Here is a 15,745-nt window from a genome sequence, read left to right as displayed (position 1 = left end):
TTGAAAACAGGGGCCAAACTATTTCTTAAATCACCATTTAAGCTTACACTCCTATTTTTATTTTTGATTGTTTCGTCGAGTATATCGTATGCTCAAGAAACCGAAAATGAAGGTAGTGAAGAGCAAGAAGTGGATTCCGTAAAGACTGGTTTTTCTTTGGGTAAACTCAAAATGGAAAATCCGGAAAGTATTGTTTCTAAATACGACTACGACACAAATCTTAACATGTACATCTATTCTGAGAAGGTAGGTGATTTTGATATTGGGTATCCTGTAATTCTAACGCCAGAGCAATATTACAAACTGGTACAAGAAGAAGGAATAAAGGGTTACTTTAAAGAAAAATCAGATGCTTACTCGGGTAAGAAAGAAGGTAGCGAAGAAGCTCGAAAAAATTTACTCCCTAACTTTTATGTAAATAACAGCTTCTTTCAATCCATTTTTGGAGGTAATACTATAGAAGTTATACCGCAAGGTTCTGTTGCAATGGATTTAGGTGTTATTTGGCAGAAAAATGACAACCCTTCTTTATCTCCAAGAAACCGTACCAATCTTTCTTTTGATTTTGATCAGCGCATTAGTTTAAGTATGCTAGGTAAAATTGGTGAACGTTTGCAGGTAACCGCAAACTATGATACAGAAGCCACTTTTGATTTTCAGAATATTGTAAAATTAGATTATACGCCTACAGAGGATGATATCATTCAGTCTATTGAAGTAGGTAACGTAAATATGCCGCTTAACAGTTCTTTAATAACTGGGGCGCAAAGTCTTTTTGGAGTTAAAACCCAGCTTCAATTTGGTAAAACTACAGTTACAGCAGTGTTTTCTGAGCAACGTTCGCAAAACAACACGGTTGTTGCGCAAGGTGGTGGTACGGTTAACGATTTTTCTGTTTCAGCGCTTCAGTATGATGAAGACAAGCATTTCTTCTTATCACAATACTTTAGGGATAATTACGATGCGGCTTTAGTCAACTACCCTTATATAAGAAGTCAAGTTCAAATTACCCGTATAGAAGTTTGGGTTACTAACCGTAGTCAACAAACTTTAAACGTTCGTAATATTGTAGGTATACAGGATTTAGGTGAGTATGATCCCTTGGTTGCGGGAGATGAAACCACTAGAATTGGCCAAAATGCTCCTGCATCATTTTTTAAAGCTAATACAGGGCAACCAAATCAATTGCCACGAAATAACGCAAACAACTATGATCCAGCTTTAATTGGTAAAGGTGGAGCGCTAACGACCAGTATTCGTGATGTAGCCACTATAGAACAGGGTTTTAGCGTAGGAGGTTATCTACCTAATCAGGGTTTTGATTATGCCTATTTAGAGAATGCTAGAAAATTAGAACAGAGTAGAGATTTTCAATTTAACTCGCAATTAGGTTATATCTCATTGAACCAGCGTTTAAGTAATGATGAGGTTTTGGCTGTTGCATTTCAATATACCTACAACGGTAAAGTTTATCAAGTAGGTGAATTTGCCAATGGAGGGCTAGATGCCACTACGGTTTCAGGAGCTATTGATAATCCTATAATTGAAAACAACACGCTGATTCTTAAATTGCTGAAAAGTAATATAACCAACGTATCTGATCCTATCTGGGATTTGATGATGAAGAATATTTATGCTACAGGTGCTTTTAGGTTGAGTGAAGATGATTTTAAGATGAATATTCTTTATTCTAACCCAACACCAAGAAACTATATTACGCCCGTAGAAGATTTTCCAACCCAAACAGATGGCGGTAAGCCTCTTCAGGAGCGTATACTGCTTAATGTCTTTAATTTTGATAGATTGAATGCCTATAATGATGTGCAATCTGGTGGTGATGGATTTTTTGATTTTGTACCTGGTATTACCGTAGATACGCAAAATGGACAGATTATTTTTACCAAAGTTGAGCCTTTTGGCGAGTATTTATTTAACCGTTTAGGTGATATTGAAGATTATCAAACGGAAAGTACTTATAACGCTAACCAAAAGAAGTACGTATTTAGAGATATGTATGTGCAGACAAAATCAGCTGCTTTACAAGATCCTGAAAAAGATAAGTTTTTACTTAAAGGAACTTATAAGTCAGAAGGAAGTAATGGTATTCCTATAGGTGCTTTTAACGTGCCAAGAGGGTCGGTTCGTGTTACCGCTGGAGGAAGACAATTACAAGAGGGTATTGATTACACGGTAAATTATCAGGCGGGTACAGTTCAGATTCTTGATCCAAGCTTAGAAGCTTCGAACACTCCAATTAATATTTCAGTAGAAAATAATGCCGTATTTGGTCAGCAAACACGTCGTTTTACTGGCGTGAACGTAGAACATCAGTTCAATAAGAATTTTGTTTTGGGAGCTACTTTGTTGAATTTGAATGAAAGACCGCTAACGCAAAAGTCCAATTTTGGAGTGGAGCCGGTAAACAACACCGTATTTGGTTTCAATGGAAATTTTTCAACAGAAGTTCCATTTTTCACAAGATTGGTAAATAAGCTTCCTAATATAGATACGGACGTGCCGTCTATGCTTTCGGTTCGTGGTGAAGTAGCGTGGTTAAAACCTAATTCACCTAAAAATGCAGATTTCCAAGGAGAAACAACGACCTATTTAGATGATTTTGAAGGAGCACAAGCGTTAATAGATATTCGTTCTTCTTTGGGCTGGGCATTAGCAAGTACTCCTGTGGAATTTTTAGATGCACCCACGCAAAAGGGATTGGAAACTGGTTTTGGTAGAGCTAAAACGGCCTGGTATAGTATAGATCCCGTTTTTTATACCAACCAAAGACCTTCTAGTATAAGTGATAACGATATTTCAACAAACGCAACAAGGAGAATATTCATAGATGAGGTTTTTCCGCAAGTTGAAGTGGCACAAGGACAGACTCGTCAGCAGACTACATTAGATTTGGCGTACTATCCTCAAATGAAAGGGCCGTATAATGCAAATGCTAATTTTAATACAGAAGTGCCAAATCAGAAATGGGGTGGTATTATGCGTTCGTTGAGCAGTACTAACTTTGAGCAAGCCAATGTAGAGTTTGTACAATTTTGGGTGATGGATCCTTATTTGGAAGGAACCGCTACAAGCCAAGGTGAATTAGTTTTTAACCTAGGTAATATTTCCGAAGATATTTTATCTGATGGTCTTAAACAATATGAAAACGGATTGCCTATTGATGGTCAAGGGAGTATTAAGCCGGAAGATCCAATCTGGGGACCTGTTCCAGCAACACAAGCATTAGTATATGCTTTTGATGTAGATGAAAACAGTCGTGCCCAACAAGATATTGGTTTTGATGGTTTAGATGATGCAGCTGAAGCGGCTATTTATGGTAATGACAATCCTGAAGATCCAGCTTTGGATAACTATGAGTATTTCTTGCAAAGAGAAGGCGGTATTTTAGAGCGTTACTTGAATTTTAACAACCCACAAGGGAACTCTCCGGTAGAAGTAACTAATGATAATAGAGGGTCTACAACATTACCAGATGTTGAGGATATTGATCGTGACCTTACCATGAATACGGTAAATAGTTATTATGAATATAGAATTCCTATTAAGCCTAACACTACTATTAACGATAAATATGTAACAGATATACGTGATTCACTGGTGCTTTCAGGAACGAGAATTCCAAATGAAAGTACGGTGCGTACGCGATGGATCCAGTATAAAATTCCATTAAGTGATTTTACTGATGCAGTAGGAGGTATCACAGATTTCCGTTCGGTAAGCTCTTTGCGTATGTACATGACGGGCTTTTCTAGCGATGTGCTTTTACGTTTTGCCACCCTTGATTTAGTACGAGGTGATTGGAGAACTTATACTAAGACACTTGACATAGATAATGGTGATCCAGTAGGTGACGCTACTACTTTAGATGTAAACGCTGTAAACATTCAAGAAAATGAAAGTAGAACACCAATTCCTTACGTTCTGCCACCAGGTGTTCTTAGAGAACAATTGAATAATAACAATACAATAATTCAACAGAATGAGCAATCACTATCATTGGTAGTGGAAAATTTAGAGTCGCAAGATTCAAGAGGTGTTTTTAAAAATCTTGAGATAGATGTGCGTCAGTATGAGAAATTGAAAATGTTCATACATGCCGAGAAAATTTTAGAGACTGATAATTATGATGTAGATCAACCGTTAATTGGTTTCCTTAGAATAGGTACGGATTTTACGGAAAACTTTTATCAATTAGAGATTCCTTTGGAGTTCACACCTTTTGGCTCAAGTTCAGAAGAAGCAGTTTGGCCGGATAATAATCAAATGGAGATTGTACTGGCGGATCTTAATAAAGTGAAATCGGTTTGGATTTCAGGAACGGACTTAAGTGAGATTAGATATTTTGAAGTTATAGATGGTGAGGCAGAATTGGTGGAAGACCCACTTGCGGCAAGAACTCCGGGTAGATTGCGTATAGGTATAAAAGGTAACCCGTCTTTGGGAAGCATCCGCAGTATGATGGTGGGTGTAAAAAATGTTAGTAGGACTCCCGCAAGAGGTGAAGTCTGGTTTAATGAATTACGTTTGGCCGGTTTGGATAATGAAGGCGGATGGGCAGCTTTAGCTGCTGTAGATGCTAATTTTGCAGATTTTGCAAATGTTTCGGCAACGGGTAGTACTAGTACCTCTGGTTTTGGTGCTATTGATCAAATGCCTAATGAACGTGCTCGTGAAGATGCGCTTTCGTACGATGTCGTCACAAATGTGAACCTAGGACAATTGCTTCCTAATAAATGGGGAATTCAGCTTCCGTTTAACTATGGTATATCTGAACAAATGATAACCCCAGAGTTTGACCCCGTTTATGATGATTTAAAACTACAAGATAGAATTGATGCAGCAGATAATCCTGACGACGCAAAAGCTATTGAGGAACAAGCTGAGGATTACACTAAGCGAACGAGTATTAACTTTATTGGTGTCCGTAAGGATAGAGGAGAAGAGGCTGATGCTAATTTTTATGATGTAGAAAATTTCACTTTTAATTATTCGTATAACGAAACCAATCATAGAGATTTTGAAATTGCTTCTTTAGAAGACCAGAACGTTGCAACAGGTTTTGTATACAATCACAATTTTAAACCTGTTGAGGTAGCTCCTTTTGCTAAAAACGATTCTTTGTTTACCAGTAGCTATTGGAGATGGTTAAAAGAATTGAATCTTAGTTTATTGCCTACAAGTGTATCTGTTAACTCTAATATAGAAAGACAATTTAGTCAACAACGTTTTAGAGATGTTGTAGAAGAAGGTGTGGATAAATTAGATTTACCCACATTACGCCAGAGAAATTATCAGTTTAATTGGCAGTATGCGGTAAACTATAGTCTTACCAAGTCACTGCGTTTAAATATGACGGCAAGTAATAATCATATTGTTCGTAATTATTTTGAAGACCCTTCAGACCCCGATTCCGCAATTGATCAGACGTTGGGTTTATGGGACGGTTTCTGGGATTTGGGAGAGCCAAACAGGCATGCGCAACAGTTAGAGTTAAACTATGAACTTCCGTTTAGCAAGATTCCGTTTCTCGATTTTATAAATTCACAATATAGCTATACTAGTAATTTTGACTGGCAACGTGGTGGTGATGCCCTTAGGGAAGTGGCATTAGAAGATATCAATACGGTTCAGAATGCCAGTACACATAATATTACGGCCAATCTAACCATGCAGAAGTTCTATGACTTGATAGGACTTAAAAAACGCAGTGGTAAATCAGCTGCACCTAAAGGACCAATAAGGAAAGATAAAGCAGGAAACCCGGCATCAGGAGAAGAGAAGACTAAAAAGAAAAGTGGTGGTCTTTTCAATACAGCAGTAGACGTGCTTACGATGGTAAAGCGTGTGAACGTAAACTATAATGAGAGTAGAGGTAAAGTATTGCCAGGATATACACAATCCGTTGGTTTTGTAGGTTCGTTAAAGCCATCGGTAGGTTTTGTATTCGGTAGTCAGGCAGATGTACGTTTTAATGCGGCAAGAAAAGGATGGTTGACTGGTTTTGAAGAATTCAATGAGCAGTATATTCAGAATGTAAACAGACAGCTAAATATTACAGCAACGGCACAACCAACCAAGGATTTGACCATAGATTTATCTGCGGACAGACAATACTCTAATAGCTATCAAGAGAATTTTAGTGTAATACGTAATGTAGACGGCTCATTAGAGTATAACAACCTTTTAGGGAACAACTATGGTAATTTTAGTATATCTACGGTTATGATAGGTACAGTTTTTAATAAGAGTAGTGAGTTTGATTCGGAGACTTTTGAGCAGTTCAAACAGAACCGTCTTATTATAGCTAAGCGCTTAGTTGCTGATAGGGGCGAGACTTTAAATTTAGATCTTGATACTGGTTTTCCTGAAAAATACGGTAAAACACAACAAGACGTGTTGCTTCCTGCCTTCTTTGCGGCGTATACTGGGCAAGATGCAGAGCGCGTAAATTTAGATGCTTTCCGTCAGATACCTATTCCGAACTGGAATTTAAAGTTTACAGGTCTAATGCGTAACAAGTGGTTTAAGAAAAGGTTTCAGCGTTTTTCTCTGAGCCATGGATACCGTGCGGCTTACAGTATTAACTCTTTTCAGACTAATCTTGAGAAAGTACAGTTAGAAAATGAGGGGGAATCTACCTTAGATGCGGATACAGGTGATCAAATGTCCGATCTTATCTTAAATAACGTTGTTTTAAACGATGAGTTTAATCCTTTGGTTCGTCTTGATTTTGAAATGAAAAACTCGGTAAGCATTTTAGCAGAGATGAGAACCAGCAGAACCTTGGCGCTTAGTTTTGACAACAATCTTATGACCGAAATGAACGGTAAGGAATATACCGTTGGTTTGGGTTACCGTTTTAAAGACGTGAAGTTTGTTACCAATATTGGTGGAAACAAGACCCGTTTAAAAGGAGACTTGAACTTAAAAGCAGATGTAACGTTAAGGGATAATATTACCATTATTAGAAACCTAGATATAGATAACAATCAGATTACTTCTGGTCAAAATTTACTGTCTATTAAGTTTACTGCAGATTATGCGCTAAGTAAAAACTTGAACGCCTTGTTCTTCTATGATCATTCGTTCTCTCAATTTGCAGTATCTACTGCCTTTCCGCAGACTACAATCAATACAGGCTTTACTATCAGATACAATTTTGGTAATTAATTTACTTCTCAAAATTTAGAAGAATCATTAGTAGGATTGCTTTACGGCAGGTTCTGCATATAGAGGTAGGATATTTTTTTTTCATTTACTCGTCAACTTGGTCTTGTTTTTTTGAATACTCCTTCAGAAAACAATACATTTGTTTTTATAAAAATAAGACCATGAATATACCTGCAGAATTAAAATATACTAAGGACCACGAGTGGATTAAAATAGACGGTGATATAGCTACAGTAGGCATTACCGATTTTGCTCAAAGTGAGTTGGGTGATATCGTTTATGTTGAAGTGGAGACTGTAGATGAAACTTTGGATAAAGAAGAAGTTTTTGGAACAGTTGAAGCAGTGAAAACGGTTTCAGATTTATTTCAGCCTCTAAGTGGAGAAATCATTGAGTTCAATTCAAAATTGGAAGACGCTCCTGAAAGTGTAAATTCTGACCCTTACGGAGATGGTTGGATGGTTAAGATTAAGATTAGCGACGCTTCTGAAGTAGACGGTCTTTTATCTGCTGATGCTTATAAATCACTTATTGGTGCTTAAAAACCATAAGTACACGATTGCATTTATTGGCTGGATGGTGTTTGTAACATTTTCTAGCTTAGTTTCTTTCTCGGGTACTGATGCAGCAAACATAGATATTCCAAACCTAGATAAGGTAGTTCACTTTTCCTTTTACTTCGGTGCGGCCTTCTTAGCTGTGTTTTTTATTAGAGAAGTGACGAATGGAAGTATGGCACTGCGTAAGGCGGTTTTATTTGCCTTGATTGGAGCTGTTTGTTATGGTATAGTTATTGAGGTATTACAGTATAGTTTAACAACAGATCGCCATGGCGATATCTTTGATGCATTAGCAAATAGTGTGGGTGCAATCATAGGTTCATTAGTCGTAAAATCCTTTTTTTCTAAGGAAAGGTGGTTAAAATGGAGGAATTAGTTGCTTGTTAAAGAATTATTTAATTAAATTAGCACACATTAAAATACAAAATTATGGAACCGAAAAAGAACCCGAAAGCAGATGTAGGCCGCAGTAGTGGACTTTATTTTGTTATTGGCCTAGCAGTTACAATGGGATTAGTGTATACTGCATTGGAGTGGAAAACGTATGATAAGACCAATGATTACGATATTTCAATGAATGTTGATGATGATTTGGACGAAGAGGTTCCTATGACGGAGCAGATTAAGACGCCACCGCCACCACCGCCACCAGCGGCTCCTGAAATTATTGAGGTTGTTGAAGATGAAGAAGAAGTTGAAGAAACCGTAATCGAATCTACAGAGACCAGTCAAGAAGAAGAAATCATCGAAGTAGAAGATGTACTTGTTGAGGAAGAAGTAGAAGATGTAGATGTGCCATTTGCAGTTATTGAAGATGTACCAATTTTTCCAGGTTGTGAAAGCGAGTCTGATAAAAGAGCTTGTTTTCAGAAAATGATGCAGAAACACATTGGTAAAAACTTTAGATACCCAGAAATTGCTCAGGAAATGGGTGTTCAAGGTAGGGTTAGTGTAATGTTTACTATCCAAAAAGATGGTAGCATTGGTAACGTTAGAATGCGTGGACCAGACAAAAACCTAGAGAAAGAAGCTGCTCGTATTATAGCTAAGCTTCCTAAAATGACACCAGGTAAGCAACGTGGTAGAGCGGTAAGAGTTCCATTTAGTATTCCTATTACATTTAAGTTGCAGTAAGCTGTAGCTATTACAATATATAAAACCCGTCTACTTAGTAGACGGGTTTTTTTGTGCCGTATAGTTTGGTGTGATTTGTAATGATTTTGAGGTGTTTAGCGTGTATAATATAAAGATGTCCAATTGGTTGCAGAAATAGAGGTTGAAAGCTATCTTTGCGGTTCGAAAAAAGATGCATGAAGACTGCGGTGAATACGGCAACAGCTCCAACTTTGGCGCTGGCAATGGCCGATTTTAAAGAGATTACAAAAGCTAGACTAGCTATTAGTGTGGTTTTTTCTTCTTTGGCTGGTTATTTATTGGGCGCACCTCAGATTGAGGTTGTTTCTTTATTATTGTTGGCTTTTGGTGGTTATTGCATGGTTGGGGCTTCTAATGTCTACAATCAAATTATCGAGAAAGATTTAGATGCGTTAATGAAACGTACAGAAAACAGACCTATACCTTCTGGTAGAATGTCTGTTAATAAAGCACTGATCATAGCTATTTTGCTTACCGTGTTGGGTATCGTGTCTTTATATATCTTGAACCCTAAGACCGCCATGTTCGGGGCAATTTCTATATTTCTTTATACAAGTTGTTACACCCCTTTGAAGACAAAAACACCTTTAGCTGTTTTTGTTGGGGCTATTCCTGGTGCCATTCCTTTTATGTTGGGGTGGGTGGCTGCTACAAATGAATTTGGTATTGAACCGGGTACATTGTTTATGATACAGTTCTTTTGGCAGTTTCCGCATTTCTGGGCTTTAGGTTGGATGTTGGATGATGACTATAAAAGAGGTGGTTTTAAGATGTTGCCTACAGGGAAAAAAGACAAGGGTACTGCACTACAGATTATAATGTATACTATTTGGATGTTGGTTATCTCTGTAATTCCAGCTTTTGGTATCACAGGTAGGTTGCAACTTTCGATTCCTGCAGCGGTTATTATATTTTTGATGGGTATGGTTATGTTGATTTTCGCTTTTCTGTTATATGAAAAGCGCGATAATGTTACTGCTCGAAAATTAATGTTGGCAAGTGTTAGCTATATAACGCTAATGCAAGTGGTTTATGTAGTAGATAAGTTTATTTAAATATAATCATGGATTTAACAAGAGGAACGGGGAAAGAAAAGAACGATAGAGCTAAAAAAATGATGCTCTGGTTCGCTATTGTAAGCCTTATTATGGGTTTTGCAGGATGGACAAGTGCCTATATTGTAAGTAGCTCACGTGAAGATTGGATTAGTGAATTACTTTTGCCTAGTTCTTTCTTCATAAGTACTGCCTTGATAATTATTAGTAGTATTACTTATATAATGGCTAAAACGGCTATTAAAAATGGTAATTCTACCATGGGTACCAACTGGCTGTTGGCTACTTTGGGTCTAGGTATTGCTTTTATAGCATTTCAATTTAATGGTTTCTCTCAAATGATAGCTACAGGCTACTATTTTACAGGGCCAACAAGTAATATTAAACTATCTTACGTTTTCTTGATCGCAATGGTGCATATTGTGCACGTTTGCGCTGGTATTATATCCTTACTGGTGGTTTTGTATAAGCAAATTAAGGGTAAATACTCTGCTCAGGAATATTTAGGAGTAGAACTAGGAGCTACATTTTGGCATTTTTTAGACCTCTTATGGGTTTATTTACTGGCATTTATGTACTTCGTAGGGTAATAAAATTAAAGAAAGTTGGTTTTTCATGTGTATAGTGCTTTCACAATACACATGAAAACTATAAATTTGTGCAAAATCTAACCATACTACAAAATATATGGATTCAACGGTAACAACTGGTACGGCGGAAGAAAACGTTTGGGGAGGCGGAAATAGCCCCCTAGGAGCATCATATGGTAAAATGATGATGTGGTTCTTTATCGTTTCCGATGCATTAACCTTTTCAGGCTTTTTAGCGGCTTACGGCTTTTCAAGATTCAAGTTTATAGAAATATGGCCGATTGCGGATGAGGTTTTTACCCACGTTCCTTTCTTTCATGGTAATTATCCCATGATATATGTGGCCTTCATGACATTCATTCTTATTATGTCTTCGGTAACTATGGTGTTAGCTGTAGATGCAGGACATAAAATGAAGAAAAATTCCGTTATCTGGTATATGTTCTTTACCATCATTGGTGGTGCAATTTTCGTTGGCTCTCAGGCTTGGGAATGGGGAACTTTTATAAAAGGAGATTACGGTGCCGTAGAAACTAAAGGTGGAAGAATTTTACAATTTGTAAATGCTGAAACTGGCGAGCGCGCTGCAATTCGTGATTTTGCTAAGACTATACCTGGTGACCGTGTTGCTCACGAGAATAGTAAGGGTGTTTGGTTTTATGATGAAGCTTACTTGCCTACTTATTCTTTTAACGAGGTTGTAGAAGGTTTTAAAGCTAATCCTAGTATTCTTATCCGAACCGAACAAATTGTTCAAGAAGGAGAAAAAGAGGGAGAAAAAACATTACTTAATAGAGAAGAGTCTTTGAAGAAAATCAAGGATGGTAGATTAGTGGTTGAAGGAGCTAACTTAATTCGTAACGAATACGGAAGTCGTTTGTTCGCAGATTTCTTCTTCTTTATAACAGGTTTTCACGGTTTTCACGTTTTCTCTGGAGTTGTCATCAACGTAATCATATTTTTTAATGTGATTTTGGGCACCTACGAAAAAAGAGGCCATTATGAAATGGTTGAAAAAGTAGGGCTGTATTGGCACTTTGTAGATTTAGTGTGGGTATTTGTATTCACCTTCTTCTATCTTGTATAACTCTTATTTTTCGGGAAAAACGATATATAACGCATTTGAGATTATTATAATATGGCACACGCACACAAACTAGAGATTTTTAGAGGACTATTGAAATTTAAGTCCAATACCCAAAAAATCTGGGGAGTACTTATATTTTTGTCTGTTATTACAGCTGTAGAGGTAGTATTGGGTATCGCAAAACCTAGAGCATTAACACATTCTCATTTTGTGGGAATGAAGTTGATAAACTGGGTGTTTATTATCCTTACCTTGGTTAAGGCTTATTACATTGCTTGGGATTTCATGCACTTACGTGATGAAAAAAGCTCTTTAAGAAGAGCAATAGTATGGACTCCAATTTTTCTTGTAGCCTATTTATTGTTCATCCTTCTTTTTGAAGCAGACTATATATATAATGTTTACAAAGATGGTTTCATACAGTGGAATTTCTAAGTAATATTATCTTAATAAATTAACAGCATACTAAGACGGTTTCACAACCGTCTTTTTTATTTTTGTAGTTGTCGTAAATTTGGTGTTTAGCACTTCTTTCTTATGAAGGTGAAAAAATATTTAGTCTTAGTTACATTGTTCATTTTGCCCATAGTGGCATATCTATTTTTTGCTTCTGGTATAACCAACTTTGGGAAGCTTGCTATATTGACCAGTGGTGTTGATGATGTTACTAACATGGATGGCGATGTTACTTTTAAGGACAATATTACCATTCTTGGTTTTTTAGGAGATAATCCTAATAACACAAATGGTAACGCTTTCAACCTTAATCAGAAAATCTACAAACGATTTTATGCTTTTAAAGATTTTCAGTTCGTAATGGTTATGCCAAAGGGAATGGAAGAGGACGCTGCAGAGCTGAAAAAGGAGTTGGGTTTATTGGTAGATATGAGCAAGTGGAATTTTGTTTTTGGCGATGAAAACCAAATCAATGGTTTTTTCAACTCTTTAAAAACTGACATTCAGTTAGAAGATGATTTAAGCACTCCCTATGCATTTATTATAGATAAAGACTTAAGTCTTAGAGGTAGGTCAGAAGATGAAGAAGAGGCTACTCTTTATGGTTTTAACGCTACATCTGTATCCGAGCTTAACAATAAGATGGTAGATGATGTAAAGATCATATTAGCAGAATATAGATTAGCGCTAAAAAAGAACAGTGCCGACAGGCAAAAGTAATAACGGTTTTTGATTTGTAAACTGAAATGAAAAAGTATACATACGTTTGGGTGTCTTTGGTGATACTAGTCTTCGGAATTATTTTTGTCCCGAAAATCGTGGATCGTATATCTAGCGGAACAGTGGTAGAGAACGATCGGTTGAATATTGAGCATGCAAAAAGTACATTGTCCTATATAACTTTAAATGGCGAGCAAAAACGTGTTCCTTCATTTAACCTAATTAATCAAGATAGCTTAACGATATCTAATGAAGACTATAACGGCAAGGTGTTTGTCGTAGAATTTTTCTTCACTAGCTGCCCTTCCATTTGTCCGGTAATGACCGAAAATCTTGTGACTATTCAAGATGAATTTAAAGATAATGAAGACTTTGGAATAGCTTCTTTCTCAATAACACCAGATTTTGATACACCAACGGTTTTAAAAGCATATGCTGAAAAGCATGGTATATCAGATTTAGATTGGCACCTAATGACTGGTGATAAGGAGCAAGTCTATGATTTAGCTAATAACGGTTTTAATATTTTTGCCGCAGAAATGCCTGATTCACCGGGAGGTTTTGAACATTCAGGATTGTTTGCATTGGTTGATAAGAAAGGGTATTTAAGGTCAAGAGTTGATGAGTTCGGAAACCCAATAATTTATTATCGTGGTGCCATTACTGAGAAACAAGGTGAAAATGACCATGGTGAAACAGAACAGATTTCAATCCTAAAAGAAGATATTAAGCGATTATTGGCAGAATAGATGGAGGACACGTTAGCTAAAGAAAAGAAGTTTAATAAGTTAATCACAGTAGTATCTATTGTGGTACCAGTAGTAGTGGCCATATTGTTTGGAGTGAAAATACCAAATGTAGAAAGACTTGGTTTTTTACCTCCAATCTATGCTTCTATAAATGGGCTAACCGCTATTTTGTTACTTGTTGCCGTATGGGCCATAAAAAATGGAAAAAAAGAATTACATCAGAATATAATGACAAGCTGTATTGGCCTGTCTCTTTTATTTTTGCTGATGTATATTGGCTATCATATGACTTGTGAATCTACTACCTACGGTGGTGAAGGAGCAGTACGTTATGTCTATTTCTTTATTTTAATTACCCATATAATTCTTTCTATTGCTATTATACCTTTGGTGCTCAAAACATATGCCTTTGCGTATCTTAAGAAATTTGAAAGTCATAGGAAGTGGGCGAAAATCACATTCCCTATTTGGTTTTATGTAGCGGTTACCGGCGTTGTGGTGTACCTTATGATTTCACCTTATTACGTTAGGTAAAAGAAGGTGATAAGAAGTTTAGTTTTTGAATGAAGTAGAATGAAAAAGACCTTATTTGCAATACTTATTTTAGTTATTTTATTTTTGCCTCAAAATATGGAAGCACAATGTGCCATGTGCCGCGCTTCTCTTGAAAGTAGTGGTGATGTAAAGGCCGCAGAGGGCATAAACAATGGCATTGTGTACTTAATGGCGTTACCGTATATACTTGTTGGAGGGCTCTTTTATTTTGTCTATAAGAAGATGAAAAACAGGTCTCCAGAAGAAGTTTAACACTTTTTTTTCTGTTCTAGTGTAACAAAACCTTTTTACATTAGTCTTGTAGTTGTGCGATATCCCCAATCGCGCTCATCAATCAATCAAAATCAACTACATGTTCGACATCGAAAGGTGGCAGGAAATTTTCGATACTATTCGCAAAAATAAGTTGCGGACGTTTCTTACCGGGTTATCCGTAGCTTCAGGAATATTTATCCTTGTTATTTTATTAGGTTTTGGCGAAGGCTTTCGCAATGGTATCGCTCATGAATTTGAGCAAGATGCCGCAACCAGTGTTTGGGTATGGCCAGGTGCGACTACCAAAAAATACAAAGGTCTTAATCCGGGCAGAAATATTCAGTTAACGAACGTAAACTATGAGTTCGCTTCTAAACTGCTTGAGGATGATATTCAATTTAAATCACCTAGAATTTTTGTCCGCGATGTTTCAGTTACCTATGGCAATGAGGCACTCGTTTATCAAGTTCAAGGTATTTCCTCTCAGTTCCAGTTTATAGAGAATGCAAGAATGTCCAAAGGACGGTTCTTGAATCACCAAGATGAAACAAACAGAGCCAAAGTTGCCGTAATTGGAAAAAAAATTGCTGATGATGTTTTCACTGACATCGACAACCCAGTAGGCGAATTCATTAAAATATCTGGACTTCCCTTTAAAATAATCGGAGTTTTCAATGAGACTGAAGATCGCGAAGAAGAACGTATCTATATACCGGTAACAACTGCACAAAGTACTTTCAATGGTGGTGATAAGGTAAATAATTTAGGGTTCACGCTTCCTCCTTCAGATAATTTTGAAGAGGTAGTCGCTAAATCCATTAAATTTAAGAACAGTCTTCAGTCGTATTTACAACAAGCTCATACTGTTGCTCCGGATGATACCAATGCCATCTTTGTATGGAGTGCCATGGAAGAAGCTAAGCGGTATTATAGTCTTACGGATAACATTGCACTGTTCTTCTGGTTTGTTGGTATTTGTACTATAATAGCAGGTGTGGTAGGTGTTAGCAATATTATGCTAATTGTTGTGCGTGAGCGCACCAAGGAGATAGGTATACGAAAAGCACTTGGTGCCAAGCCGTGGTCTATTGTAGGTATGATTTTACACGAGTCTATATTTATTACCTCTATTTCTGGCTTTGCAGGACTCATTTTTAGCATGGGTTTGCTGGAGTTTGTAGGGCCTCATATAGAAGTAGATTATATCATGAACCCATCCGTGAACTTTACTGTTGCCATTTCAACAGTTTTTGTATTGGTATTGGCCGGTGCCGTAGCGGGATTTTTTCCGGCATGGCGTGCAGCTAATATTCATACTATTGATGCATTACGGGACGAATAAAAATATAACTGAACTAACTTGACTTTATAAATC

13 protein-coding genes are annotated in these 15,745 nt (G+C 37.0%); all 13 read left to right on the top strand.

What is annotated here, in order from left to right; genetic code table 11:
• The 13 genes from sov (at position 1) to HW347_RS14575 (ending at position 15,712) form a co-directional block, all read left to right on the top strand.
• The gene (gene sov / locus HW347_RS14635; RefSeq protein WP_214612520.1) at positions 1 to 7,188 is read left to right on the top strand and encodes a T9SS outer membrane translocon Sov/SprA; all 7,188 of its coding nucleotides are present in this window, start codon (positions 1 to 3) and stop codon (positions 7,186 to 7,188) included.
• 161 nt (positions 7,189 to 7,349) lie between these two features.
• Complete coding sequence (gcvH, locus tag HW347_RS14630; protein WP_214612519.1) at positions 7,350 to 7,730, top strand: glycine cleavage system protein GcvH; 381 nt, start codon at positions 7,350 to 7,352, stop codon at positions 7,728 to 7,730.
• A complete protein-coding gene (locus tag HW347_RS14625) occupies positions 7,723 to 8,124 on the top strand; it encodes a VanZ family protein (RefSeq protein WP_214612518.1) in 402 nt (133 codons plus the stop codon). The genes gcvH and HW347_RS14625 overlap by 8 nt, the downstream gene beginning before the upstream one ends.
• A gap of 53 nt (positions 8,125 to 8,177) precedes the next feature.
• Positions 8,178 to 8,882, top strand: coding sequence for an energy transducer TonB (locus HW347_RS14620; protein WP_214612517.1), 705 nt, complete (start codon positions 8,178 to 8,180; stop codon positions 8,880 to 8,882).
• 176 nt (positions 8,883 to 9,058) lie between these two features.
• Positions 9,059 to 9,958 (top strand): heme o synthase, encoded by a 900-nt coding sequence (gene cyoE, locus HW347_RS14615; RefSeq protein WP_214612516.1) that lies wholly within the window; start codon positions 9,059 to 9,061, stop codon positions 9,956 to 9,958.
• A gap of 8 nt (positions 9,959 to 9,966) precedes the next feature.
• Positions 9,967 to 10,548 carry a cytochrome c oxidase subunit 3 gene (locus HW347_RS14610; protein ID WP_214612515.1) on the top strand — a complete coding sequence of 194 codons (582 nt, stop codon included), beginning with the start codon at positions 9,967 to 9,969 and terminating at the stop codon, positions 10,546 to 10,548.
• Between the two features lie 97 nt (positions 10,549 to 10,645).
• A complete protein-coding gene (locus HW347_RS14605) occupies positions 10,646 to 11,635 on the top strand; it encodes a cytochrome c oxidase subunit 3 (protein WP_214612514.1) in 990 nt (329 codons plus the stop codon).
• 51 nt (positions 11,636 to 11,686) lie between these two features.
• Positions 11,687 to 12,070 carry a cytochrome C oxidase subunit IV family protein gene (locus HW347_RS14600; protein WP_214612513.1) on the top strand — a complete coding sequence of 128 codons (384 nt, stop codon included), beginning with the start codon at positions 11,687 to 11,689 and terminating at the stop codon, positions 12,068 to 12,070.
• 108 nt (positions 12,071 to 12,178) lie between these two features.
• Positions 12,179 to 12,811 carry a hypothetical protein gene (locus HW347_RS14595; RefSeq protein WP_214612776.1) on the top strand — a complete coding sequence of 211 codons (633 nt, stop codon included), beginning with the start codon at positions 12,179 to 12,181 and terminating at the stop codon, positions 12,809 to 12,811.
• Positions 12,812 to 12,837: 26 nt separating this feature from the next.
• Complete coding sequence (locus HW347_RS14590; protein ID WP_214612512.1) at positions 12,838 to 13,560, top strand: SCO family protein; 723 nt, start codon at positions 12,838 to 12,840, stop codon at positions 13,558 to 13,560.
• Positions 13,561 to 14,094, top strand: coding sequence for a DUF420 domain-containing protein (locus tag HW347_RS14585; protein ID WP_214612511.1), 534 nt, complete (start codon positions 13,561 to 13,563; stop codon positions 14,092 to 14,094). It abuts the gene before it with no gap.
• Positions 14,095 to 14,133: 39 nt separating this feature from the next.
• A complete protein-coding gene (locus HW347_RS14580) occupies positions 14,134 to 14,367 on the top strand; it encodes a hypothetical protein (RefSeq protein ID WP_214612510.1) in 234 nt (77 codons plus the stop codon).
• A 100-nt stretch (positions 14,368 to 14,467) separates the two neighbouring features.
• Positions 14,468 to 15,712, top strand: a complete 1,245-nt coding sequence (locus HW347_RS14575; protein ID WP_214612509.1) for an ABC transporter permease — start codon at positions 14,468 to 14,470, stop codon at positions 15,710 to 15,712.
• The last annotated feature ends 33 nt before the right edge of the window (positions 15,713 to 15,745 follow it).

Origin of the sequence: Zobellia barbeyronii (assembly GCF_018603515.1) — a bacterium.
Taxonomy (GTDB): Bacteria; Bacteroidota; Bacteroidia; order Flavobacteriales; family Flavobacteriaceae; genus Zobellia; species Zobellia barbeyronii.
The sequence above is the reverse complement of the archived record's forward strand: the minus strand, read 5'-3'. Positions and strand labels throughout refer to the sequence as shown.

Bases quoted from the DNA above. Each gene is read 5' to 3' on its own strand.
- HW347_RS14600 (WP_214612513.1), top strand. From the start codon at position 11,687: ATGGCACACGCACACAAACTAGAGATTTTTAGAGGACTATTGAAATTT.
- gcvH (WP_214612519.1), top strand. From the start codon at position 7,350: ATGAATATACCTGCAGAATTAAAATATACTAAGGACCACGAGTGGATT.
- HW347_RS14590 (WP_214612512.1), top strand. From the start codon at position 12,838: ATGAAAAAGTATACATACGTTTGGGTGTCTTTGGTGATACTAGTCTTC.
- HW347_RS14575 (WP_214612509.1), top strand. From the start codon at position 14,468: ATGTTCGACATCGAAAGGTGGCAGGAAATTTTCGATACTATTCGCAAA.
- HW347_RS14585 (WP_214612511.1), top strand. From the start codon at position 13,561: ATGGAGGACACGTTAGCTAAAGAAAAGAAGTTTAATAAGTTAATCACA.
- HW347_RS14610 (WP_214612515.1), top strand. From the start codon at position 9,967: ATGGATTTAACAAGAGGAACGGGGAAAGAAAAGAACGATAGAGCTAAA.
- HW347_RS14580 (WP_214612510.1), top strand. From the start codon at position 14,134: ATGAAAAAGACCTTATTTGCAATACTTATTTTAGTTATTTTATTTTTG.
- cyoE (WP_214612516.1), top strand. From the start codon at position 9,059: ATGAAGACTGCGGTGAATACGGCAACAGCTCCAACTTTGGCGCTGGCA.
- HW347_RS14605 (WP_214612514.1), top strand. From the start codon at position 10,646: ATGGATTCAACGGTAACAACTGGTACGGCGGAAGAAAACGTTTGGGGA.
- HW347_RS14620 (WP_214612517.1), top strand. From the start codon at position 8,178: ATGGAACCGAAAAAGAACCCGAAAGCAGATGTAGGCCGCAGTAGTGGA.